The organism is Shewanella frigidimarina NCIMB 400 (genome assembly GCF_000014705.1).
Taxonomy (GTDB): domain Bacteria; phylum Pseudomonadota; class Gammaproteobacteria; order Enterobacterales; family Shewanellaceae; genus Shewanella; species Shewanella frigidimarina.
Map to the genome: position 1 here is coordinate 3967235 of NC_008345.1, position 25304 is coordinate 3992538.

Here is a 25304-nt window from a genome sequence, read left to right on the forward strand (position 1 = left end):
CACGCAAATTTGCTACCATGGCCATACTCCAACCTGAGCAAAGTATTATGTTACGTTTAGCGTGTTTATTCTTGTGTTTCCTTATAGTTAATACACTGTCGGTTTCTGTATTTGCCAATACTCCCCTAACCCTAGATAAGCGCTTGGGGCTCAATAGCCAAGCCGAAAATCAGCCGCTTGATATCACATCTCAAATTGCAGAACTGCAAAGCAGCATTGAAAAGCTGCAAATAGAACAGCAAACCTATACCAATATTGAACAATCTAACAACGAAACCAAACTATCACTAGCAGGGCAATTACGCGAAGCGCAAATAGCATTGACTCTAGATGCGGATATCGATCTTGATCAGCAAGCCTCAATGGCCTATTTTCACTTATCGGAATTAAAAGAGACTGAGTCCAGCCTTAATGATAAGTTGCGCCTAATTTCGCAACGTCAGACACTATTACCAGACTTAATAGTTCAGGCACAAAATGCCTTAACTCAGCATAATAAAACCCTCCAAGTCCCAATTGAGACTCCGTTAGGCCAACGTAACAAACTTCAAGCAGAACTGCTAACGCAGCATATTGCGACCTTGCAGTCGGAACGTTTAGCTAATCCTAAGCAATTAGAGATTACCCAACTACAACAACAGCTCAATCGCTTATCATTAAGCCAACAAGAAACCTTTATCGAGCTTATCAACAAACATAATATTGAGTATCGTCAGCAGCAAACCGCAGACACCATAGCCAACAACTTAATTGATGCTCAAGAACTGGCCGATCCATTATCTCAAGATTTAAGTAAGTTAAATCAGCACTATGCAGAGCAATTACAAAAACTTACTAGCAATATAAAATCTGCGATAGAGAAACAACAACGCATTGAAAAACGCTATCAATCTCAAAATGCACAGCTATCAAACGTGCTTGAGCAAATTACCTGGGTTAAAACCAATTCTGCATTCGGCGATCGTTTCTTACAAATGCTGCAATCATTGCCTAAACCGCCCAATCTCGACAAATTGCAAACAGAGTTAGCTGACACACGGCTAGAGCGCTACCAATTAGAACAACAACAAGCGCTAAATAGTCAGCAACTCGATGACAGCGAAATGTTTAATGAAACCCAAGTCAAATTATTGCAATCACAGCAAGTACTGATAGAGCAGCTATTGCAAAGCTACGATCGATACCTGGCTGAATTTGCAAAATTGCGTATTGGTTATGAACAGTTAAATCAACTGCACAACACATTAAAAAATACTCTTAATGAGCATTTGTTTTGGGTACCTAACGCCCCTAGCATTGGCGCATTATGGCTAATTGATTTGAGCCACAGTAGCGTTTGGTTGCTGCAGCCAAGTCAGTGGCAGTCATTACAGCAAGCGTGGTCCGAACAGAGTAATTATTGGGCTTGGTGGGGTATTTTATTATTGTGCTGTTTAATGGCACAAGACATGCTGACACCTAAGTTCAATAAAGCGATTGGACGCTATGCAATTTTTGTCGGTAATGTGACTCAAGATAAATTCAAATACACCATAAAAACCCTAATCATCAGCTTAGTGTATGCCCTAATAAAACCCTTACCAGTGATCATGGCTGGGTTTATATTCTCGCGATCAGAGCAAAATATGGTGTATGCCGTTGGAGTGGGCATCTTAGCCATTGGTGTCTGTTATCTCATTTACCAATTCTTTTACTTATTAACCGTTGATAAAGGCATTTTGATCAGCCACTTCAGACGGCCCAAGAAAATTGTAAAACAAGCACAACAAACCATGGCTTCATTTGTCATGGTTTCGGCACCATTAATCGGTTTAATGGGCTTTACCGAAGCATTAGATACTTCGTTAGTACGCAACAGTCTTGGCCGCGGTGCATTTATCGTTTTCTGTATTGTATTATGCCTGCTGTATAAAGATATCATGTTACTTATTGGCCAATATCGTAAAAATAAGCCTAACGCCACTAACATGGAGTTGATTCAAAAAGCGGTATGGGCACTTCTAGTTGTCACGCCAATATTTAGCGCTATCTTGGCGGGAATAGGTTACTACTTCACGGCTTTCCAGCTGCTATTACAGCTACAAATATCGGTACTGTTAGGCTTAGGTTTCTTACTAACCTATCAGCTCATTAAGCGTTGGATGTTAATCGAGCGTCGCCTAATTGCTTTTGACCGAGCCAAAGCAAAACGTGCAGAGCGACTTGCACAGCGTGAAAGAGGCGAAATGAATAATGAGCCGATAGAAACCTACGAAGAACCCGTCGTTGATTTAGAAACCATCTCTAGCCAATCGTTAGGTTTAGTCAGGTCGATCTTAATTTTAGCTTTTTTTGCCAGCTTATTAGGCATTTTGGCGCAAACACATACTGCGGTATTCTCATTTTTAGATGGCATCACCTTATGGACCACCAATAGCAATGTAAATGGTATTGAGCAGCAAGTGCCCATTACATTGAAGTCTATTTTATTTGGCATCATGTTGGTCGGGTTCTCGGTCGTTATTGCGAAGAATCTACCTGGTTTACTTGAATTAATGCTTCTACAAAGGCTCGATTTATCGCCAGGCACAGGTTTTGCTATTACCACTGTGAGTAGCTACCTTGTGGTATTTTTTGGCATGCTGTTCGGGTTTTCAACTTTGGGCATGGAATGGTCAAAATTACAGTGGTTAGTTGCCGCATTATCAGTGGGCTTAGGTTTTGGTCTCCAGGAGATTTTTGCCAACTTTATTTCCGGTATTATCATTCTATTTGAAAAACCGATCCGTATTGGTGACACGGTGACGATCCGCGATCTCACCGGTACCGTCAGTAAAATTCAGATTAGAGCAACCACGATTGTCGATTGGGATCGTAAAGAAATTATCGTGCCTAACAAAGCCTTTATCACCGAACAATTGGTTAACTGGTCTTTATCAGATCCTATTACCCGCGTTATCGTTACGGTATCGGTGTCTCGTGATTCAGATCCAGCGAAAGTCGAAATGTTATTGCATCAAGCGGTACGTGAATGTGACTTATCATTAACCAGCCCAGAACCCGAAGTATGGTTTGCGGGTTTTGGTCAACACACACAAGATTATGAAGTACGCTCGTATGCAAAAGACATGTCTGATCGTTGGCCACTACGCCATAATTTACATAAGCGTATTAGTAAAAAATTAAAAGACAACAATGTTGAACTTGCCTACCCTCAGATGGAAGTTCATATTAATCATGCACCTAAAGAATCCACCGGATTATACAAGGGCTAAGCTAAGTATTGATTAAGGACACCTATGCTCGTTTTTGCTCACCGCGGCGCCAGCGGTTATACTCCCGAAAACACCTTAGCCGCAATGGACAAAGCCCTCGACTTAGGCGTTAATGCCATTGAACTGGATGTGCATTGCGTTGAAGGTGAATTAGTGGTGTTTCATGATCGCCGCTTAGAAGGTAAATCAACAGGAACAGGGCTAATTCATTTAGCCACCAAGGCTGCATTGGCTCAATTTACGGTTGGCGGACAAGCAATCCCCACATTGTGGCAAGTACTCGAACGAGTCAGTATTAGCAGCAAAGGCTCATGTACTATCAACATCGAATTAAAAGGCATTGGCTGTGTACAACCCTTGATTGCGTTATATCCTCAAGCCTTAGAGCAACTTAATTTCACCCCAGAACAACTGTTAATATCATCCTTTAACCATCCTTATTTGGCGCAGATAAAACAGTCTTTTCCGCACGCGGTGATCGCACCATTACTAGCTGGAATTCCGCTCGATTTAGCTACAATAATGACCACACTTAATGCCTATTCAATCAATCTTGATGTTGGTTTTATTAATCAAGCCATTGTTGATGATGCTCACCAGCGAGGTGGCAAAGTGTTTGTTTATACGGTTGATAATCCACAAGATATTCAAGCGTTAAAAGCGATGGGCGTGGACGGTATATTCAGTAATTACCCAGACAAAGCCATCGCAGCAGCAATGATGCCGATAACAACCGATTATAGTGGTTGGTTTGAATAATCTAGTTATCCAACGTTCGACAATGAGGTTAATGTGGCACATAAACTGTTATTACTGACCAGAGAAAATGACCGATATAGGCAACTATTAACAACGCTTTGCTTGCCGAACCTCGAAATTGTTGACGATCTGATGGTTGATGATTCAGACCATTATACTGGCGGCAATATTAGCGATACCGATATTTGGTTAGCAGAACCTCATCTAGCCGCTTCATTATTGCCGCATGTACCGGCGCCCAACTGGTTACAATCTACCTTTGCTGGTGTCGATGCATTAATGCATCTGTCGTTACCACATGATTATTTACTGACTAATATTCGCGGTGTGTTTGGTCCGCTTATGAGTGAATATGTTTTTGGTTACCTGCTAAGCCATTATCGCCACCATAATGTTTACACTCAACAGCAACAACAGCAGCGTTGGTTAGCGGGTAGTTATGGTACTTTACAAGGAGCACAACTATTAATATTAGGCACCGGATCTATCGCCCAGCACCTTGCAAAAACAGCTCATCATTTTGGTATGACCGTCAGCGGGCTTAATCGAAAAGGTGGTCATGTTAGTGAATTTGATAGCATCGACACGATGGATAAATTAGCCGACTATTTACCGCTAGCAGATGTGATTGTTAGCGTATTACCCAGTACACCTCAAACCAAACACATTTTAAATGCGGCTAATCTTACGTTATTAAAAGCAGATGCCATGTTATTTAATATTGGCCGAGGTAGCACTATTGAATTAGAAGCGCTGCAAGCTGAATTAACCTTACAGCCACAACGCCAAGCCATATTAGATGTATTTGAACAAGAGCCCTTTCCTGCTGATCATCCACTATGGCATTATGATAACGTCACTATTACACCGCATATCGCTGCACCAAGCTTCCCTGAGCAAGTAATACAGGTATTCAGTCACAACTATCAGCTATGGCAACAATCCAAACCATTACAGTATGTGGTCGACGTTAACCAAGGTTACTAAAGCTGTAATCAACTTAATATTCACAGATATGGTTCAAGAGGGTTTTGATCACTTTGGTGTACAGCATCAAAAATGCACTTAATCTGATCCGGCTAACACCTAATATTAACCGCTTTCACAAATTGTTGTACCCACCAAGCTAAATTTAGCAATATCAATAAGTTAACTACAAATGTGTTTATACCTGCACTAATATCGCGGAGTTGATTTATCGGAAAAAGATGAGCTAGATCAAACTGTATTAAAAATGATCGCTACATAAGCAAAATAGTTATTGCCAATGATAACCGTTTTCATTTAGAATTAGATTACTTTCTAGCTCAGACCATTTTTTTGAATGAAGAGGCTTTCCCTATGTTCGTTTGTCTTTGTCATGCTATTACCGACACTCAAATTAAAGCTGCTGTTAGCTTAGGTGACAGTTCGTTAGCTGATGTAAAGAAACGTCTTGGCGTTGCAGACCAATGCGGCAAATGTGCCCGCATGGCTAGTCAAATCATTCAAACACAGCTTGAGTACGAACCTAATTTCTATGAAGTTGCCTAGTCGCATTAATATATAAGTCGACTCTGCTTCCATAAAAAAATGCTGCTCATATGACATATGAGCAGCATTTTTTTATTCTACAATCCAACAATCTTACTCGTGTATATCCAGATTATCGTCTTGCAAGCCGTCTTCTGCCAATGGTCCCATTTCGACATCAACACTGTCTACGCGTTGTAATCCTCTTGGTAACTTAGCACCACGACGACCACGCTCACCACGATAGTGCTCTAAATCGCTTGGTTTCAAGGTTAGCTTGCGCTTACCAGCCCACAAAGTTACTGCGGTATTATGCGGCACAACATTTAAGTGCAAAAGTAACTCTTCACGATTCTTAGCGCGATCGGTTGGAATACCGATAATCTTGTTGCCTTTACCTTTTGATAACTGTGGCAAGGCATCTAAACTAAACATCAACATTCGGCCTTCAGAGGTAATCGCTAACAACGACTGATCTGCCGTTTTATTGATTAACTTTGGCTGCATAGCAAGCGCATTGGTTGGCAGACTGAGTAGTGCCTTACCGGCTTTATTACGGCTAACCAAATCTGGATAAGCACAAATAAAGCCATAACCAGCATCGGTAGCCAACAAGAAGAACTGTTCATCTTCGCCCATGAGCACATGTTGCATCGTCGCGCCAGGTGCCATATTAAAGCGTGTGGTGATAGGCTCGCCTTGGCTTCGCGCTGAAGGCAACGTATGGCTGTCGGTGGCAAATGCACGTCCAGTCGAATCAATAAACACCGCGGCTTGGTTACTCTTGCCCATCACGCTACAAAGATAACTGTCACCAGACTTATACGATAACCCTTCTACATCGACATCATGGCCTTTAGCGCAACGTACCCAGCCTTTATCAGACAATACAACAGTGACAGACTCTGTTGGCGTTAACTCTTGCTCAGTCAGCGCTTTGGCATCTACACGTTCAATAATAGGCGAACGACGATTATCACCATAAGTCTCACCATCTTGGATCAATTCTTTTTTCACTAAGGTTTTCAAGCGACGTTCAGAGCTTAACAATAACTCTAATTTGTCACGTTCTGCCGCAAGCTCATCTTGCTCACCTTTAATTTTAAATTCTTCAAGCTTGGCTAAATGACGTAATTTTAACTCTAAAATTGATTCAGCTTGTTTATCCGACAAGTTAAAGCGAGCCATCAACTCAGCTTTAGGTTCGTCGTTATAACGAATAATTTCGATCACTTCATCAATGTTTAAAAACGCAACCATTAATGCTTCTAAAATATGTAACCGTGCTAATACTTTATCAAGTCGATATTGCAAGCGGCGAGTGACTGTTGTAAGGCGAAATTCTAACCACTCAGTTAACAGTTGTTTTAGCCCTTTTACTTTCGGACGGCCGTCGAGCCCCAACACATTGAGGTTAACTCGGAAGCTTTTTTCAAGATCTGTCGTCGCAAATAAATGGGTCATTAGCTGATCACAATCAATGCGATTTGAACGAGGTACAATCACTAATCGCACTGGGTTTTCATGATCAGATTCATCACGTAAATCAGACACCATCGGCAACTTTTTTGCCTGCATTTGATTGGCAATTTGTTCTAAAATCTTACCGCTACTGGCTTGATGCGGTAATGAAGTAATAACAATCTCGCCCTGCTCTTCACTGTAAACTGCACGCGCCCTGATTGAGCCTTTACCCGTATCATAAATCCGCTCAATATCAGCTCTAGGGGTAATTATTTCGGCTTCTGTTGGGTAATCAGGGCCTGGAACAAACTCCATTAGGCGTGCTAAATCCGCTTTAGGATTATCGATTAGCTCTATACAGGCGCCCACTAATTCATGCACATTATGCGGCGGAATATCCGTTGCCATGCCAACCGCGATACCGGTAATACCATTCAATAATATATGCGGTAATCGTGCTGGTAAGGTTACAGGCTCTTTCATGGTGCCATCAAAGTTAGGGCTCCAATCTACGGTACCCTGTCCTAATTCCGACAGTAACACTTCAGAAAACTTTGATAATCTAGCTTCGGTATAACGCATTGCAGCAAATGACTTAGGATCATCTGGCGCGCCCCAGTTACCTTGGCCGTCAACCAGCGGATATCGATAGGAAAATGGCTGCGCCATTAACACCATCGCTTCGTAACACGCACTATCACCATGCGGGTGATATTTACCTAACACGTCACCGACAGTACGGGCTGATTTTTTGTGCTTAGATTGCGCAGATAAACCTAACTCGCTCATTGCATAGATAATGCGTCGTTGGACGGGTTTTAGACCATCACCAATGTGCGGTAGGGCGCGATCCATAATCACGTACATGGAATAATTTAAATAAGCCCCTTCGGTAAAGCGCCTCAGCGGCATTTGCTCTACACCATCAAGGCTTAATTCAATCGCATCACTCATTATTCGTTTCCTGTGATTGTTCGGGTGCATTATAAAACAAGCGGTAAATATTACCTTTTAGATCATCTGAAATGTACATTGCACCATCAGGCGCATTAATCACATCAAATGGACGTGCAACCGGAAATTCTCCATCCAGAAAACTCACCACGGTTTCACGATTAATAATTTTGTTATCTTCCATTTCAAGCATCACAATTTGATAGCCGACCTTACTTGAACGGTTCCACGAACCGTTTTCAGCCACAAAAATATTTTTGCGATAACGCTCAGGAAATTGCTCACCTCGGTAAAAGCTTAAACCCGTAGCTGCAACATGTGCTGGCAATTCAAATTCGGGCAAGGTGATGTTTAAATTTTCCGGTTTATCATAGGCGGGTTCAATAACATCTTTACCGTGCAAATAAGGAAAACCAAAATGGCTGCCTTTAACGTCTAAACGGTTTATCTCATCAGCGGGAATATTATCCCCCATCCAATCTCGGCCTAAATCGGCAAACCACAACTTATTGGTATCAGGTGACCAATCAAAGCCGATAACACTTCGAAGGCCAGAAGCAACTTGCTCACTGGCACCGGTATCGACATTAATCGCTAATATACTGCCAAATGGCGAAGCTGCCTCGCACACATTACAAGGTGAACCGATGGCAATGTATAAACGCCCATCCGGTCCAAAATGCATTGAACGAGAATACTTTTTATCTAAGCTTGGTAAATTTGAATACACTTCACGCGCTCGACTAGGACGACGCAAGCGAGACTCGATCTCTTCAAAACGGATAATGCGATCTTCTTCGGTGACGTATAGTGAACCATTATGAAAGGCTAGTGCTTCAGGATAATCAAGGCCTCTGGCAATAAGATAACGTTTATCAACTTGGCCGTTTTGATCACTATCAACTAGCGCATAAACAGTGCCGCTTTTTTGAGAACCCACAAAAAGAGTGCCCTCATCGCCAACGGTTAATTGCTTAATATCGCCTAAATCGGAAGCATATAAACTTAATCCAAAACCTTTTGTAACGGTGATCATCACCGATTGCGCGGCAAAGGCTAAAGCTGGTGTCAGGGCTAAAAACATAACCCCCATGAAGGCTAATTTACCGCCCAAATTTACGTAAGATCGTAATCTAATATATTGCATGCTAATTATCTTTTGCCTTATGTTATACATTATTATTGGCACTAAGAAACACGACTAAAGCAACGCTAGGTCACCTTTGGTTTCTAACCAACTTTTACGATCAGGAGCACGCTTTTTGGCAAGTAACATATCCATTAATGCCACTGTCTCATCGGCATCATCAATAGTTAATTGCACTAAGCGTCTAGTATTGGGATCCATAGTGGTTTCACGTAGTTGCAACGGGTTCATTTCACCCAGACCTTTAAAGCGAGTCACTTGCACTTTACCTTTTTTATTTTCTGCCGTAATACGATCTAAAATGCCGACTTTTTCAGCCTCATCCAGGGCGTAAAAAACCTCTTTACCAATATCAATACGAAATAACGGTGGCATAGCAATATACACATGACCATTGTTAACTAATACACGATAATGCTTTAAAAACAACGCACATAATAGTGTGGCAATATGCAATCCATCAGAATCCGCATCGGCTAAGATACAAATTTTACCATAACGTAATTCTGAAATATCATCACTGTCAGGATCGCAACCAATCGCAATCGAAATATTATGTACCTCTTGCGACGCTAACACTTGTCCGGAATCGACTTCCCAAGTATTTAAAATCTTACCTCTTAGCGGCATAATTGCTTGAAACTCGCGGTCTCGTGCTTGTTTGGCACTACCACCAGCTGAATCACCTTCTACTAAAAACAGCTCTCCTCGCATTGGATCTTGGCCGCTACAATCGGTTAGCTTGCCTGGTAATGCCGGTCCGGAGGTGACTTTTTTACGTGCGACTTTTTTAGCGGCCTTTAAGCGGCGCAATGCATTACCAATACACAGTTCTGCTAACTGCTCTGCTAGCTCAGTATTGGAGTTTAACCACAGCGAAAAGGCATCGCGAGCAATACCAGAAACAAATGCCGAGCTTTGACGGCTCGATAATTTCTCTTTGGTTTGCCCAGCAAATTGAGGGTCTTGCATTTTTATCGATAAAATAAACGCCGCACGGTCCCAAATATCTTCGGGCGATAATTTAATCCCCCGAGGAACAAGATTACGAAATTCACAAAACTCACGCATAGACTCAAGCAAACCTTGTCTAAACCCATTCACATGAGTACCACCTAATGGTGTCGGAATTAAGTTCACATAGCTTTCACTTAAACTCTCGCCACCTTCAGGCAACCATGTAATAGCCCACTCAGCAGCTTCTAATTTGCCTTTAAAGCTGCCGACAAAGGGTTCTTCTGGCAATAAAACCGAGTCTTTTATCGCTTCTTTGAGGTAATCGGTTAAGCCACTTTCATAAAACCATTCATGCACATCACCATTTTGTTTATTGGTGAATTTAATCCGTAAGCCAGGGCACAATACCGCTTTAGCTCGCAAGATGTAAATTAACTTACTGACCGAGAAATTAGGTGAATCAAAATAACTTACATCGGGCCAGAAATGCACTCTAGTACCGGTATTACGTCGTCCACAAGTACCGGTTACCACCAACTCTTCAACCTTGAAACCATTCTCAAAGGCCATTTGGTATATTTGCGCATCACGACGAACACTGATTTCAACTCGGGTGGATAAGGCGTTAACAACAGAAATACCAACCCCGTGTAAACCGCCCGAGAACTGGTAGTTTTTATTAGAAAACTTACCACCAGCGTGCAATTTAGTCAGAATAAGTTCAACCCCAGGAATGCCTTCTTCAGCGTGAATATCCACCGGCATACCACGGCCATCATCGGTCACTTCAAGGGAGTTATCGGTATGGAGTACAACTTCAATTTTAGTCGCATGTCCCGCCAGAGCTTCATCAACACTGTTATCAATGACTTCTTGCCCAAGGTGATTAGGTCTAGAGGTGTCGGTATACATACCTGGACGGCGTTTTACCGGGTCAAGTCCATTAAGGACCTCAATAGCGTCAGAAGTATATTGGTTGCTCATAATCCACACATTTGGAGTTAAATAGAGCCAAAGTTAGCTCAAATTGATCGTTGTTTGTAACGGTAGAAGGTTACAACTGAATAAATTTACATATTTTGTCTAATTGTTGTTCATAACCGACAAAACTGTGGTCGCCATTAGGCTCTAAATGTAATTCACAGCTATGGTACTTATGTAATGCTTGTCGATAATCTAACACTTCGTCACCAGTTTGCAACAGCACTAGGAAACGATCCGGGTGCCGGATCACATGAGTATTATACAACGCAACATCATCTTGATGCTGCGGTAGAACTTGATAATGCTCGTTGGTATAGGGATTATATTGAGGCCCGATAAACTCTTCAAATAATTCGAACGGTTTTACCGCCGGATTAATCAAAACTGCTCTACCACCATACGTTTCGGTTAAATAACTGGCAAAATAGCCACCTAATGACGAGCCAATAAAACGCAATGTCTGCCCTTGCTGTTTCGCTTGCTCAGCGATGTTGCACAATAAAGCCATTGCTACTGAAGGTGATGAAGGTAGTTGTGGTTGGTAAAAATCGACTTGTGGATAATGTTGCTGAATATAATGTGCGGTTTGAACGGCTTTATCCGACTGAGGAGAACTATTAAAACCATGTATATAAAGCAGCATATTCCCTCGCGAGACGGTTAATCAACACTAAACGTCCCTTAGTAACATAAGATGACGCGCTAAACTAGTATCCGCTGGCCTCATTATCTGGTGCAAATCGATTTCCAGGCACGCGATACACATTAGTACGAATGCTACCATCGCCTGCCAACTCCAGCAAACGATAACCCGGTTGACGATGATCTAAGGCAAAATAGGATGATAATGGTTTAAACTGAATACACGTCGAGGGTGTCGCCATTAATGGAATAGGACCATGCGGTCCACGATGGATATTATCTACTTGTTGGTGTACATGCCCCCAAAGAACGCCTTTCACTTGCGGGTAGCGACTTGTTCGTTGCAAAAAGTCTTCACCATTCATCATGCAATGCTGATCTAACCAAGCACACTGCATTAAAATAGGATTATGGTGCATCACTAATAACACATGTTTATCTGGTGTCGCCTTAATTGCAGCTTCAATCAAGGCAAACTGCTGCTCGCCCATATAGCCACCGGGCTTACCACGAACGGTTGAGTCGAGCATTAATATCAGCCAGTTACCAATAATTATCCGTTGTTGACCAAACACTTTTTCACCTTGCATACGCAGGCTCATTAAGCGGGGGTCATCGTGGTTTCCGGGTAAATAATGACAAGGCAGATCTAACATCTCAATCTTCTGCACAAAGTGCTGATAAGACTCAGGTGAATAATCTTGGCTAATATCTCCCGTTGCCAATAAAATATTGGCGGGATATTGAGTTGCAATGAACGTATTCAATACGGCTTGAAGACTTTGTGCCGTATTAACACCAAGCAATTGACCTTCGGGATCAGCAAAAAGATGCGGATCCGTCACTTGTACTAATCGCACAGGCTCATTTTCAGCAACAGAATAATGCACTGCGTCTTTAAGCACAAAATATTCCTAACATGGTAAAAAGAAGAAAAAAGCTACGATTGGCAAGTCACTCTCAGAGACCCAATCTTCAACAGCTCCTCAAGGAATGCATTCACCTGAAATTTTTCATCGCTATGATGCATATGTATATTCGGGTAATCATACACTGGCTTTAAGCGATAAATCTGTTGGCTAGTTAACACTTCTGCTAATTGAGCATCATGATAGACACGAACAATTGCGTTTGGAGATTTAAAAAAATGTCCATTTGGTATAGGGCGCGATATTTCGATTAACTGAGTATATTTAGTATTCTCAAGAAGATTGATCGACAACTGACCAAACTCACCTTCAACCTGCCAAGGCACATTGACCGTAATTTGATCGGGTAACCATTTTAAAATATGCGCATAATTTCGACCACATACCGCTAAAAATGCGCTGATATTCGGTTGATATTTTTGCTTTTTTTTCAGGTTAAACTCTGCCACTCAATCATTCCTATCTTGCTTATCACCATGTTCAATAAACTAAAGTGCGTCACGAATCTGTTGATAGTTTAGCATCAACCATTGAATGCCTAATACCGTCGATGCATTATCAATGCGACCATTATTAATCCACTCATAGGCTTGTTCACGGCTAACAACATGCACACGAATATCTTCATGCTCATGTTCAAGTCCGTGTATTCCACCCGCGTTGGTCGTATCAACATGTCCCCAAAACAAATGAAAACGTTCAGAAGTGCCGCCAGGGCTGACTAGGTAACTGTTTATTGGTGTTAAACCGAGTAAACTTAATCCCGCTTCTTCGGCCAGTTCTCGCTCTGCAACTTGTTCTGGAAATTCGCCGGGCTCAATCATACCTGCCACTAACTCAAGAAGCCAGATTGATTTAGTAGTTGCTAATGCTGGCACCCTAATTTGTTCGATTAATACAATTTCATCTCGAACCGGGTCATAAGGCAGCACGACGACCGCATGACCTCGCTCAAAAACCTCACGCGTAACCTCACCACTCCAACCGCCTTTAAACAACTTATGCTTAAAGGTGTATTCATCCAATTGGAAGAAACCTTTATACAAAACTTTTTTAGATATCAAACTAAAACCTGACTCTACGTCAAAGGTTGTTATCTCCGGTTGCTCAGACATATTTATCCTTGTCTATCAAAACGTAAACTAGCGGGTCATTTTAACAGTTTAAATTAACATAATTAAGAACTAAGCATTTGGGCTTGAAAAAGCAAAAACGGGTCTAATTAAAATAAAATCTGTTACACTTCAAATTTGACTTGAAAATGAAAAAATCACTACTATTAAGTAGTGCACAATATGTAGTAATCGACGTGTCATCATTGCTATATTGTTAGCAATATATAATGACCAATGAATTGTCGACATTGAACGACACTATCATCTGTAAATTATTGTGCATATTCATTGAACAAGTAAGTTAACACTGATTGCCGCGTTAAGATTGAATGATGATAAATCATTAACTTAACCAAGAGCATGACCAAATTTATAAGTTAATCAACACCTCAATTTACCGAGGAATTGTCTAAAAAGGGCAGCAAATGAAATTCAAAATTGGTTCATTATACGCAGCATTAGCATTTGCTATTGCAGCACCAGCAGTACAAGCTGACGATTTACTTCAAATTTATCAGCAAGCACTCACTAGCGACCCTATCGTTTTACAAGCAAAAGCACAACGTGATGCGTTATACGAGAGTATTGAAGAAAACCGTGCGCCGTTATTGCCAACCATCAGTGCAAACGTTGGTTATGCCAAAGCGTGGAACGATCCTGCACAAGACACCGATGGTTTAACCGGTGGTGTTAGCTTAACTCAAGTTATTTACGATCATAGTGCATGGGTAGGTTTAGATCTTGCTGAAATGGCAGCGTCTCAGGCCGACTCAACTTATGCTTCATCATTACAAGCGTTAATCACTCGCGTTACTAAAGCATACTTTGACGTATTAACAGCTAAAGATAACTACGAGTTCCAAGGTGCAGAAAAAGCCGCCATTGAACGTCAGCTTGAACAAACTAAGCAACGTTTTGCAGTAGGCTTAACCGCAATTACTGATGTACATGAAGCTCAAGCGCAATATGACTTAGCATCAGCATTAGAAATTTTGGCTCAAAACACCTTAGACAATAGCTATGAAGCATTACGTGAAATTACCGGTATAGATCATAAATCAATAAATATTCTTGATACTAACCGTTTTTCAGCTGGCACACCTGCCCCAGCATCATCTGCTGACTGGTTGAAAATGGCCGAAACCAATAGCATCGATTTAATGACTCAACGTATCGCTAAAGATATCGCCAATGAAACCATTAAATTGTACAAAGCTGGCCACATGCCTTCACTGAACTTCAATGCAGGTTATAACAAAGGCGTTGATCAAACTCCTGGTCCAGATTATGACAACACCAATGTTGGCATCACGTTAAGCATTCCACTTTTTGAAGGCTTTAAAGTCACTTCTCAAGTGAAGCAAGCTCAATTCAGATATGTGGAAGCTAGCGAGAAACTAGAACAAACTCATCGTAGCGTAACCAAAAACGTGCGTAATAACTTTAACAACGTTAATGCGTCTATCAGTTCAATCAAAGCGTATGAGCAATCAGTTATTTCATCTGAAAGTGCGCTAAAAGCAACCCAAGCTGGTTTTGAAGTGGGTACGCGTACGATTGTTGATGTGCTAAACCGTACACGTGACTTGTATGATTCAAAGCGTCAATTATCTGAAGCTCGTTATGGTTATATTAACTCTATATTAGCGCTTAAACAGGCTGCTGGTACGTTGAACGAAGATGATGTTATCTCGATTAACAGCGGACTAATTGCTCAATAAGCACTAGTCACTAAGCACTAGGCACTAGGCTTACACAAAAATAAGCTCCCACAAAAAAACCGCCAGTTGGCGGTTTTTTATTGGCATAACAATTATTCACATAATCGTTAAGCTCGATACCGAATTAGAAAACTAATTCAACACCAGCAAATGCACCACTAAAGTCAGTATTTTGAGAAACACCAGAGAAGTTGCTTACATCAAAATTAAACTCGCGGTAACCAACACGGATAGAAGTATCGACAGCTAATCCGTCAAACTGCCATCCTAAACCTGCACCGTAATCATATACATTAGATTCATCGATGCCTAGCATCACATCAGCAAAGCCAAACAAGCCTAAGCCAATCATGCCAACTTGTGCACTGGCGTATCCCATCACGATACCACTATCGATATCCACTTCTTCTGGGTGACCCGCATCAGCAACACGTAATGAGCCACTCATTAACTTGTATGCCGCACCTAAATCAACTGACACTAAATCGTTATCAAGAATTTCGTAATACAATACAAAGTCAGTATTGCTTAAGTCATTCGTCACCGATGTTGCGCCAGTAAAATTGTGACCGTTAAAGTTAAAGTCGGCATTAGCAAGACTCGTGCTCGACTCAAGACGGTTTTCACGAATTTTAACATTAGGCACAAACGGCAATGGATGCTCAACAGCAATCCACAAGCTACCCTGTGAAGAATCATCATTAAAGCTGTGAGCAACACCACTATCATCATTAAATGCATTTGTGGTGTCTGCCTGCCAATAATCAGCGCCTACTTTAAAACCCAATACAGTTGCCGCATGAGCCGATGACACACTTAAAAGGCCCACTACAGCTGTGGCAAGAAGAGTCTTTTTCATCATTATCCTTGTGAGAGTAAATTAGTTAAATCAATTACCGCGGCATTTGCACGCGAAATATAATTAGCCATCACCAACGAGTGATTAGCCACTAAACCAAAACCATTTCCATTAAGAACCAAAGGGCTCCAAACTGTTTGCTGAGTTGCTTCAAGTTCACGAATAATTTGACGTAAACTGACCTCAGCGTTTTTCTTTTCTAACACATCGGCAAAATCAACTTCAATTGCCCGCATAAAATTCAATAATGCCCAAGCTGAACCACGGCTTTCATAAAATACATCATCAATTTTCCACCAGCTGGTTTTAATTTCATTACTTGATAAACCAGGTGTAGATTGACGCGCAGACGAATCACCTGCTAAATCAGTATTTAATCGTTCTTGGCCCACACTGGCAGATAAGTGTTGCGACATACTGCCTAAACGTTTCTGAACTTCTTTAAGCCATTCATTGAGATTATCTGCACGAGCATAAAACTGAGCATTATTGTTATCAGCGTCGTTGATTTTAGCACGGTAAAGTTTCAATAATTTGATAGCATCACGATATTCACCTTCGGCACTTGGTACTAACCAACTGGTGTTATCGATGTTTAACTTCGAATGAGCGCCTAATAAATCAGTATCCGCAGTAGACTGCGACTGTGAACGACTAAACTCTTTACGCATAGTCAGTGCTAAATCACGCACTTGTTCTAATGCACCAAATTCAAATGCAGGCATGTTATCCATCATTACCGACGGAGGCATAATATCATTAGACAGCCAACCACCTGGTTTATCCAGCAAGGTTTCCATTGTGTCAATTAATGCTGTTGTTGTGGCATAACCCACAATTAACTTACCGTTATCAGTTTGCGACGATACCGGCTTAATTGGATTCGGCTCAACGCTCCACCACACGCTAACAAAGTAAAGTACTAAACCCAGCACACCAAAAACGGCTAAAATTTTATTCCTTGTTACTTGCATCAATATTGCTCCTTAATGATGGTGATGATGTTCTGCATGTTCATCATGTTGAGCCGCGGCTTGTTTAAGCACAGTAAGCTCAATCATAAGATGCTGACCATCTTCAAAAATTAATTCTAAAGGCACTTTGTCATCAATAACCAATGGCGCAGTTAACGACAACAACATCACATGGTCGCCAGTAGGTTGAAGCGTTAACGAACCGTGAGACGGTATGGTAAACCCTTCGACTTGACGCATTTTAACCATGCCATCTTCTTCTAAAATTGTATGCAACTGCGCTACTTTTGCCACACTCGTCTTCACTTCAACTAACTTAACATCACTGTTGTTATGATTTTCTAACGTAAAATAAGCGGCGGTATTGGGCACACTCGCAGGCATAGCTCTAACATGTCCATCGACCAAGACAACGTTAGCAGTGGCTGCGAATGATAATGATGATAACACTAAAAAGTTAAACAGATGTTTGAATATTGCTTTCAATGTCTTAAACTCCATGTAATCCCACTCGCGTTCACAACAGGAAGCTACGAATGAGTCATATTCAGGTAAGAGATGATCAAGGCGTGCGTATCATCAGTTTTAATCGTCCAGAAAAGCGCAATGCCTTTAATCTAGAAATGTATCAGCAATTCACAGAATACCTGATCCAAGGTGAAGCCGACAATGATATTCGTGCCTTTCTGTTCCATGGTACCGAAAACTGTTTTACCTCTGGCAATGATATCGTCGATTTTCTGCAAAGTGGTGCGTTAGATGATAATCATCCAACCGTTAAATTCTTGTTTTGTTTATTAGATCTTAAAAAGCCTGTGGTTGCAGCAGTAACCGGAGCAGCAGTGGGAATAGGAACAACTTTACTATTGCATTGTGACTTAGTGTACGCCGACAATAAGGCTAAATTCCAAATGCCATTTGTCAATTTAGCGCTAGTACCAGAAGCAGCCTCAAGCATATTGTTACCCTTAATTGTTGGCCAACAAAAAGCAGCTGAACTGATTTTACTAGGCGAAGCCTTTGATGCAGAGACGGCTGAAAAATTAACTATTATTAACCGCGTAGTTGCCCAAGACGAGCTCATTAGCTTCAGTCTAGCGCAAGCAAAAAAATTGGCAGCTCTGCCACCATTATCTATGCAAGCATCAAAACGGCTTTTACGTCATAACCAGGCAGAAGTTAAAGCTCAGATGAAATTAGAATTAGTTGAGTTTGCTGAGCGCTTACAAAGTGACGAAGCAAAACAACGCTTCCAAGCTTTCTTAAAAAAATAACCACATATTTCAATGTAACCTGTCTGCGGGGTAATCAAACTTCCCCCGCTTACCCATCACTGGGCAAGCCTTAAAATCGTGATGTTTTTTGGCTCATCACCACAGCAATCACAAAGTACGCAAGTAAACTAATACTTGGATTGGTTAGCACTAATCCTACCGTCACAATACGAGTCCAAAGCAATGACCAGCCATATTGTTTCGCTAACTTCGCAGATACGCCACATACAATTCGAGTTTCATCTTGTAATCTATTGATTAAACGGTTCATATTATCCTCTCGTACTTAATAAGGTTTATTCTAAAAGCAATGAGTTAAGATTAAGCTTGGTCATTAATGCTTGGCCAAAACAGCCAGCTGACTAACATCGCACACAATGCAAAACTGATAACTGGCAATAACAATAACGACATTAATGGCAGCACCAAGCCTATATTCATCGCCCAATCCATTACTTATTCTCGGCAGCTACAGCGGTACTCAATTGTGGTTGTTCAAAGCTAGCAAACTCTAAAGCTGAATTAATTTCAAAAACTTGTTCAGCAATTTGGGTTTGCAACGACAGCATTAACTCTTGCTTTACATTTGAAATCATCTCTTGGCTCGCTTGCGTCATATTCTGTTCTAGCGCAGCGACTGTATTAGAGATTGAAATTTCATCTGCTTGTGCCGAAACACTGGCGGTAACCAATAATGCTGCTGCAATTGATAGTTGAACACTACGGCGAATCACGTTGGTTGAAGTTAATGTAGACATAATGGCATCCTTTCTTGTGTTGGTTAATGGCAACTAAACACCCGTCTAGTTGATTACACAATAGGTATTACAAGCTGCGTGCCAACTTTTAAAAACAACCATAACAACCTAATTTGTAAACAAAATAAATTAATTATAGTTTATGTAATTGAACTAAAAATACGTTCAAAAAACCAACAGGTAGTAAAATTAACCATATAGTTAGTGAAAATGACCAGTGATTTTCATAAGTAATTTAGAAAGGCTAAAAAGTCGTCATAAATAACCCAATATCAGCGCAACACTGAGATGCTACAGCACAATAAGAGCTTAAATAAGTGACTGGATTAGTGGTTGAATTAGCGGCGAGATTAATGGTTGGTGAGTGAGATGTGAGGTCTAATCGTCACGCTGAAAGAGTTAATAATTGAGATAATGGGTGAGTCAATAATTAAGAAAATATCAGAAAAAGTGACTAGGTCTTATCATAGGTAATTGTATTAGCCACTACTGACTAGCAGGCTTTATGGATTCTTGAGCTGTCCCGTCCTGAGATAAGTTGACACATTGGAGACTTATCTATGAAACCTTCAGTATCAATCAATATAAAACGTACTCAACGAGATTACACATTAGGCTTTAAATTAGCGGTTGTTAGTCAAGTAGAAAAAGGCGAGCTAACGTATAAGCAAGCTCAAGACCATTATGGCATTCAAGGGAGAAGTACCGTCCTAACATGGTTACGAAAACATGGTAGATTAGATTGGTCCCAGCCGATTGAGCATTCACCTATGTCCAAATCTACAGAAACACCCGCCCAGAAAATCAAACGATTAGAGAAACAAGTCTCCAATCTCGAAATGAAAAATATGATTTATGGCGATATGGTCGAGTTACTTAAAAATGAGTACGGTATTGATTTAGAAAAAAAGTACTTAGCCGAACGCTCTGGCTTGCCAAAGAAAAAGGCACTGTAAAGCTAGCGACAGCGAGTCGGCAGTTTAACCTATCAAGACAAGCTGTTTATCAATGGAAGCAGCGCTTAGCAGCAAGAGCTGACATGTTAAAACCGGTGATGACGATGGTTATGTATTGGCGTCAGTTCATGCCCAGAGTGGGTACGCGTAAGCTTTATCAACTCATCAAGCCACAGTTACTTAAACAAGGCATAAAGCTAGGTAGGGACGGCCTATTTCGGTATTTGAAACAACACAATATGTTAGTAAAGCCTAGGAAGAATTACACCAAGACAACCCATAGCCATCATTGGTTGAGAAAACACCCAAACTTACTCAAAGACAGAGTGGTGAAGGGGGGTGAAGAGGTGTTTGTCAGTGACATAACCTACGTAAAATCAGACGAAGGAACTCACTATTTATCATTAGTCACAGATGCATATTCAAGAAAAATAATGGGTTATGAATTAAGTGATGAAATGAAAGCCAGTGATGTCGTTAAAGCATTGGAGATGACGATAAAGAATCGTCAGACAACCACTGATGTCATTCATCATTCAGATAGAGGGATACAGTACTGCTCAGCAGAATATCAACATAAATTGGCTGCGAATGCGATAAGGCCATCGATGACAGATGGGTATGATTGTTATCAGAATGCGTTAGCTGAGCGAGTGAATGGTATTTTGAAGCAAGAGTTTTTACTTTACCGCTGTCGTACGATGAAGGAGCTGGCAATACTCATCAAAGAATCGATTAGGACTTATAACGAGTTAAGACCGCACCTTAGTTTAGGAATGAAAACCCCAAACGAAGTGCATGAAAAAGCCAGTCGGGAGTTCCAACTGGCTTAATAAAAACCGTCAACCTATTTTAGGACTAGACAAGCTGATTTTACAAGGGAGTGAAAATCAAAAAGCGCCTAATAAAAGGCGCTTTTTATAGGCTAACAGTGGTTTCAACATGACCGCCTGGGCGTTTATTTCACAACGTATCCGATTGAAAGACCTCGCGGCATAATCATCTGAATATAACCTCTGTATATAACCTATTAATAGAAAGAATTATATCAAAGTAGATTCGTCACTGGCCAATGCTTCTGCATCGACAAACTCAGCAGCTTTGAGCACCACCCCAATATCAGCATTAGGCTTATGAGCATTCTCACTCAAATGACGACGCCAGCCACGCGAACCCGGCAATCCTTGGAATAAACCAATCATATGGCGGGTAATGTGATTTAAACGACCACCTTGGGCTAAATGAGCTTCAATATACGGCAACATTTGCTCAATGACTTGCTGACGAGTAATAACCGCTGTATCGAGTCCACACAACTGCTGATCCACTTGCGCCAATATATAAGGGTTTTGATAAGCTTCACGCCCCACCATCACGCCATCTAGCAGGGCTAAATGCAGCTTAGATTCTTCAAGGGTTTTAATGCCACCGTTAATGCTAATGTTCAAGTGCTGATAATCACGCTTTAACTGGTAAACCCGATCATAATCTAACGGCGGGATCTCACGATTTTCTTTCGGACTTAACCCTTGTAACCACGCTTTACGCGCATGAATCGTAAATGCACTACAGCCCTGGGCGCTCACGGTTTCAATAAAATCCGTTAAAAACTGATAACTGTCTTGCTCGTCAATCCCAATACGGGTTTTTACCGTGATCGGAATATCAGTTACCTGCTTCATCGCATCAACACATTGCGCAACTAACGCAGGTTCAGCCATTAAACATGCACCAAAGCGACCATTCTGCACTCTATCAGACGGACACCCTACATTGAGGTTCACTTCATCATAACCGCGCTCAGCAGCCAATTTGGCACACGCCGCTAAATCAACAGCATTAGAGCCACCCAACTGTAACGCCACAGGATGCTCTTGCTCGTTATAAGCTAAATAGTCGCCCTTACCTTGCAATATAGCACCCGTGGTGATCATCTCGGTATACAACAAGGCTTTACTCGACATAAGGCGTGCAAAGTAACGATAGTGGCGATCTGTCCAATCCAGCATCGGCGCAATGGAAAAGGTGCGATCAAGCGTATCTGTTGGTATGACTAGCTTTGGCGTTGTATTCACTGAATTTTTTATACTCATAATTTGCGGTATTGATGCACCTTTTTAGCTGCATTTTGGGTAATCGTTGTTGCACAAGGAGCCAGTAAGGAAGTCGTAAATTAGGCTAAAACAACTGGGCTGCCCTAAGTAATGGCTAATTATATCATTAACCCATCATCGAGAAGCAAGTGTCTACTGATTTAGGGAAAGATCACGATGCGATAGAGTATATTTGTTGGTATGGCTAGCTTTGACGTTGTATTCACTGAATTAACGCTTCTCACTTTTTGAGTTTTTTCACACATTTTAAAACGTTTTTAGTTACTAGGGGGACCCCCATAGGGAGCCATAATGCATTGGGCAAATGGAAGTGGGGAACCAAAATTATGGCGTCTTATAGCATTCATAAACATGATAAAGCTGATAATACACGTAAGTAGCATTAGTTAATTCGCGTAAAGAAAGACTCGCTATTGGCAGCCACGGTTATTGATTAGTTTATTTGGTTTACAGTTGTTTTAATTCAGACTTAAGCGCAGATATTTGACGGTCAATAGATTCGACTTCGGTACTGCCCTGTTGCATAACTGCAGTCATTTCTTGCGCTAGACTTTGCTGCCAAGTTGCACCCGCTAAATTATTGTTAGCTCGCTTACCAGTTGTACGCAATTGTTCAATTTTGTCATCACGATCTTTGAACGCTTTTTTCCGTGCTTTTTCGAGGTTTCTAATTTCACGTTCAATTTTTTGTTTACGTAAGTATTGAGCGATTTCAGCTTTTTTATCACGCGGATTAACAGCACTATCCTGTTGCCTTGCATCTATTGTCTCGTTCGTTAGGTTTTCAGGGTAACCTCTTGATGGTGCAACCACACTACCTACATTACTTAAATCTAACGGTTCACTTTGGTCGTCGCACGGGTCTGCTTGATACTTACCATCCGCACACTTATATACTTCTGCAGAAGCTGAAGCTGAAGCTGAAGCTGACACCATTATTAAAATAACGATTAATGATTTTCCATCCATAGAACACCTCTTATTTAGTTATTTTTATTGTACAACGGTAGGTTTTTTCATCAAAATAAAATTAATATTAAAATTCATGAAATCTAAACAACAATAGTTTAAGGAGCAAAAAGCAGAGTCAACGAAGGTTTATCTTCTTACCACTTTTCACAACGGCACTTTGCACGACAGCATTTTTGCTTCACCAAATCGGACAACTCGCGATACTGGGTACTTAATACGGCTTCACGCAGCCTATTTTCACTTGTTATATACCGTTTGGCTGCTCGATACTATGTTCTGTTGGTTGCGGCGTTATTGTCATGACTTTAACACCTTCTGGTGATTCAAAACGATGCCAAACATCTTTGGGGATAACCAGCATTTTCCCCGTCGATAAAAGGTTACGTTGCTCTACGTTTTCAACTAAAAGAACCAATGTAGTTTCTCCCCCTAAAACCTGAACAAACTCGTCACCTTTTGGATGCTTTTCCCACTCACTAAAACCAGAATAATGAGCGATGTATATTCCACCGTCTCGATATTCAGATAATAGCGCAAAAGCATTTTTCGCTTGTTCATTAGTGGTTTCTGGCGTTCTATCTTTCAGAAACTCAACTCGTGAAAATTGATCGTTTATTGTGATTGCTACAGATTTCGACACTTGTTTGATCCTTGTTCTACATAACGTTTAGTGATTGCGTTATTGATTTATCCTACATTTGCTATCTTATTGATGTAAGGCGATTAAATCATCTTAACTTTTCAAGAAGCCAACACAGCCTTAAAAACATGATTAGCCAATAGAAATCCCAAGCTGAGACACTACAATTACAGTCAACAACTTAACATAATGAACTATCAAACATCAGCATGATGAAAAAGATGCACTCGAGCGTATCAGTTGCTGTGCTTATCAACTAGTGAGCCTCGCTTTGATGTGGTATTAACAGAATTTATCATCGTTTGATATTCAAAACGTGCAGTCTTCATTGTCGCGCTAATTACTTTAAGTGCATGGGAAATCAATATTAGCTCCAAGCTAGAAACAACTTTAGTCGGCGGCTTAAACAATTGATGCTCAGCTCAGCCCTTGTAGCTTTAAACCGACCATAGTAAATTAACTGCTCATTCTAGACTTTTGTTACACTAAATAACGGTATAGAAATATTTTTACCATTAATGTCACTATCAATTTCTTTTTTGTGCTCTAAGCTTAAACCTGTATTTCACTTTGCTGATATAGTCAGTATTTGTGTTAGTCAGCTACTATAATGACAGGGCCGTGTAACGTTACGCACTCTTTATGCCCTCTCTCTATACTATGCCACTCTTTTAAATGTAGAAGGATTGCTTTGCCTATGAACGTTGAATTCATCAACCCATTTCTTGTGTCTTTAATCAATGTTATCTCAACCATGGCAACCATGGATCTTAAGCCAGGTAAACCACAATTAAAAAACCATGACCTTGCAAAAGGTGACGTATCAGGCTTGATTGGTATGGTAGGACCTAAAACTCGTGGCTCATTGTCGATTACCTTCGAGCAACCGCTTATTCTTGAAATTATGAATAAAATGCTTGGTGAAAAGCCTGAGTTTATTAATGATGAGGTGACTGATTTAGTCGGTGAAATTACGAATATGGTGACTGGCGGCGCTAAAAACTTACTCAGTGAAAAAGGTTACGACTTTGATATGGCGACACCGGCTGTTGTATCTGGTAAAAACCATACTATTTCTCATAAAGCGCGTGGTAAAAAAATCATGATGCCTTTTAGCCACGAATTCGGTAACGCTTTTATTGAAATTTGTTTTGAAGACTCTTAATCGAACATTAGAAGTTAACGCCAAAGTGAAAAACTGAATCTAACACTGGCACCCAATTCTTAAAAACAACAGAGCCTCAAAACTACAGCTCCTAAAAAAAGCATCTAAAACAACAATGCCCAACACGTTATCTACGTATTGGGCATTGTTTATA

Annotated in this window: 23 protein-coding genes; 8 read left to right on the forward strand and 15 right to left on the reverse strand. The window is 40.9% G+C overall.

From position 1 onward, the window contains the following. The first annotated feature begins 17 nt into the window (after positions 1-17). From SFRI_RS17135 to SFRI_RS17150, 4 genes are all read left to right on the forward strand, one after another. Positions 18-3254, forward strand: a complete 3237-nt coding sequence (locus SFRI_RS17135; protein ID WP_011638760.1) for a mechanosensitive ion channel domain-containing protein — start codon at positions 18-20, stop codon at positions 3252-3254. 24 nt (positions 3255-3278) lie between these two features. Then, complete coding sequence (locus SFRI_RS17140; protein ID WP_011638761.1) at positions 3279-4013, forward strand: glycerophosphodiester phosphodiesterase; 735 nt, start codon at positions 3279-3281, stop codon at positions 4011-4013. A 33-nt stretch (positions 4014-4046) separates the two neighbouring features. After that, the gene (locus SFRI_RS17145; protein WP_011638762.1) at positions 4047-5000 is read left to right on the forward strand and encodes a D-2-hydroxyacid dehydrogenase; all 954 of its coding nucleotides are present in this window, start codon (positions 4047-4049) and stop codon (positions 4998-5000) included. Between the two features lie 354 nt (positions 5001-5354). Next, positions 5355-5546, forward strand: coding sequence for a bacterioferritin-associated ferredoxin (locus tag SFRI_RS17150; RefSeq protein WP_011638763.1), 192 nt, complete (start codon positions 5355-5357; stop codon positions 5544-5546). Between the two features lie 93 nt (positions 5547-5639). Here the strand turns inward: SFRI_RS17150 and parC are convergent, their stop codons facing one another. The 7 genes from parC to nudF all read right to left on the reverse strand — a co-directional run bounded on the left by parC (position 5640) and on the right by nudF (position 13717). Further along, the gene (gene parC / locus SFRI_RS17155) at positions 5640-7943 is read right to left on the reverse strand and encodes a DNA topoisomerase IV subunit A (protein WP_011638764.1); all 2304 of its coding nucleotides are present in this window, start codon (positions 7941-7943) and stop codon (positions 5640-5642) included. Next, positions 7936-9090, reverse strand: coding sequence for a PQQ-dependent sugar dehydrogenase (locus tag SFRI_RS17160; RefSeq protein ID WP_041413208.1), 1155 nt, complete (start codon positions 9088-9090; stop codon positions 7936-7938). The genes parC and SFRI_RS17160 overlap by 8 nt, the downstream gene beginning before the upstream one ends. 54 nt (positions 9091-9144) lie before the next feature. Then, positions 9145-11031, reverse strand: a complete 1887-nt coding sequence (parE, locus tag SFRI_RS17165) for a DNA topoisomerase IV subunit B (protein WP_011638766.1) — start codon at positions 11029-11031, stop codon at positions 9145-9147. Positions 11032-11101: 70 nt separating this feature from the next. Next, positions 11102-11674, reverse strand: a complete 573-nt coding sequence (locus tag SFRI_RS17170; protein ID WP_011638767.1) for a YqiA/YcfP family alpha/beta fold hydrolase — start codon at positions 11672-11674, stop codon at positions 11102-11104. Between the two features lie 64 nt (positions 11675-11738). Then, positions 11739-12578, reverse strand: coding sequence for a 3',5'-cyclic-AMP phosphodiesterase (cpdA, locus tag SFRI_RS17175; protein ID WP_011638768.1), 840 nt, complete (start codon positions 12576-12578; stop codon positions 11739-11741). Positions 12579-12613: 35 nt separating this feature from the next. Next, positions 12614-13051 (reverse strand): DUF1249 domain-containing protein, encoded by a 438-nt coding sequence (locus SFRI_RS17180; protein WP_011638769.1) that lies wholly within the window; start codon positions 13049-13051, stop codon positions 12614-12616. A 39-nt stretch (positions 13052-13090) separates the two neighbouring features. Further along, the gene (gene nudF / locus SFRI_RS17185; RefSeq protein WP_011638770.1) at positions 13091-13717 is read right to left on the reverse strand and encodes an ADP-ribose diphosphatase; all 627 of its coding nucleotides are present in this window, start codon (positions 13715-13717) and stop codon (positions 13091-13093) included. Between the two features lie 425 nt (positions 13718-14142). Here nudF and tolC point away from each other — a divergent pair, with 425 nt between their 5' ends. Then, on the forward strand, positions 14143-15438 hold the full coding sequence (tolC, locus tag SFRI_RS17190; RefSeq protein ID WP_011638771.1) for an outer membrane channel protein TolC: 1296 nt from the start codon (positions 14143-14145) through the stop codon (positions 15436-15438). Between the two features lie 124 nt (positions 15439-15562). On the opposite strand, the gene SFRI_RS17195 is transcribed toward tolC, so the two are convergent. Genes SFRI_RS17195 through SFRI_RS17205 form a run of 3 tightly spaced genes read right to left on the reverse strand, consistent with a single transcriptional unit; the run spans position 15563 to position 17772 of the window. After that, positions 15563-16297: a TIGR04219 family outer membrane beta-barrel protein gene (locus tag SFRI_RS17195; protein ID WP_011638772.1), complete on the reverse strand. Its 735-nt coding sequence runs from the start codon at positions 16295-16297 to the stop codon at positions 15563-15565. A gap of 2 nt (positions 16298-16299) precedes the next feature. Continuing rightward, on the reverse strand, positions 16300-17271 hold the full coding sequence (locus SFRI_RS17200) for a DUF2333 family protein (RefSeq protein WP_011638773.1): 972 nt from the start codon (positions 17269-17271) through the stop codon (positions 16300-16302). 12 nt (positions 17272-17283) lie between these two features. Beyond that, positions 17284-17772 carry a copper chaperone PCu(A)C gene (locus SFRI_RS17205; RefSeq protein ID WP_011638774.1) on the reverse strand — a complete coding sequence of 163 codons (489 nt, stop codon included), beginning with the start codon at positions 17770-17772 and terminating at the stop codon, positions 17284-17286. Between the two features lie 35 nt (positions 17773-17807). Here SFRI_RS17205 and SFRI_RS17210 point away from each other — a divergent pair, with 35 nt between their 5' ends. Further along, positions 17808-18545: an enoyl-CoA hydratase-related protein gene (locus SFRI_RS17210; RefSeq protein ID WP_011638775.1), complete on the forward strand. Its 738-nt coding sequence runs from the start codon at positions 17808-17810 to the stop codon at positions 18543-18545. Between the two features lie 70 nt (positions 18546-18615). Here the strand turns inward: SFRI_RS17210 and SFRI_RS17215 are convergent, their stop codons facing one another. Both SFRI_RS17215 and SFRI_RS17220 read right to left on the reverse strand, forming a co-directional pair. Next, positions 18616-18816 carry a PspC domain-containing protein gene (locus SFRI_RS17215; protein WP_011638776.1) on the reverse strand — a complete coding sequence of 67 codons (201 nt, stop codon included), beginning with the start codon at positions 18814-18816 and terminating at the stop codon, positions 18616-18618. Between the two features lie 181 nt (positions 18817-18997). Continuing rightward, the gene (locus tag SFRI_RS17220; RefSeq protein ID WP_011638777.1) at positions 18998-19303 is read right to left on the reverse strand and encodes a hypothetical protein; all 306 of its coding nucleotides are present in this window, start codon (positions 19301-19303) and stop codon (positions 18998-19000) included. 560 nt (positions 19304-19863) lie between these two features. Between SFRI_RS17220 and SFRI_RS21325 the strand changes: the two genes are divergently transcribed. Continuing rightward, positions 19864-21092, forward strand: a protein-coding gene (locus SFRI_RS21325; RefSeq protein ID WP_086019775.1) for an IS3-like element ISShfr4 family transposase whose coding sequence is annotated in 2 segments (ribosomal slippage) — positions 19864-20215 and positions 20215-21092 — 1230 coding nt in all. Because the reading frame shifts where the segments join, the coding sequence is not laid out codon by codon here. A 210-nt stretch (positions 21093-21302) separates the two neighbouring features. On the opposite strand, the gene dusA is transcribed toward SFRI_RS21325, so the two are convergent. From dusA to SFRI_RS17245, 3 genes are all read right to left on the reverse strand, one after another. After that, positions 21303-22352 (reverse strand): tRNA dihydrouridine(20/20a) synthase DusA, encoded by a 1050-nt coding sequence (dusA, locus tag SFRI_RS17235; RefSeq protein WP_011638779.1) that lies wholly within the window; start codon positions 22350-22352, stop codon positions 21303-21305. A gap of 468 nt (positions 22353-22820) precedes the next feature. Continuing rightward, positions 22821-23342, reverse strand: coding sequence for a hypothetical protein (locus SFRI_RS17240; RefSeq protein WP_011638780.1), 522 nt, complete (start codon positions 23340-23342; stop codon positions 22821-22823). 247 nt (positions 23343-23589) lie between these two features. After that, entirely contained in the window at positions 23590-23985 is a 396-nt protein-coding gene (locus SFRI_RS17245; protein WP_011638781.1) for a cupin domain-containing protein, read from the reverse strand. Between the two features lie 697 nt (positions 23986-24682). Here SFRI_RS17245 and SFRI_RS17250 point away from each other — a divergent pair. Further along, entirely contained in the window at positions 24683-25150 is a 468-nt protein-coding gene (locus SFRI_RS17250; RefSeq protein ID WP_011638782.1) for a chemotaxis protein CheX, read from the forward strand. The last annotated feature ends 154 nt before the right edge of the window (positions 25151-25304 follow it).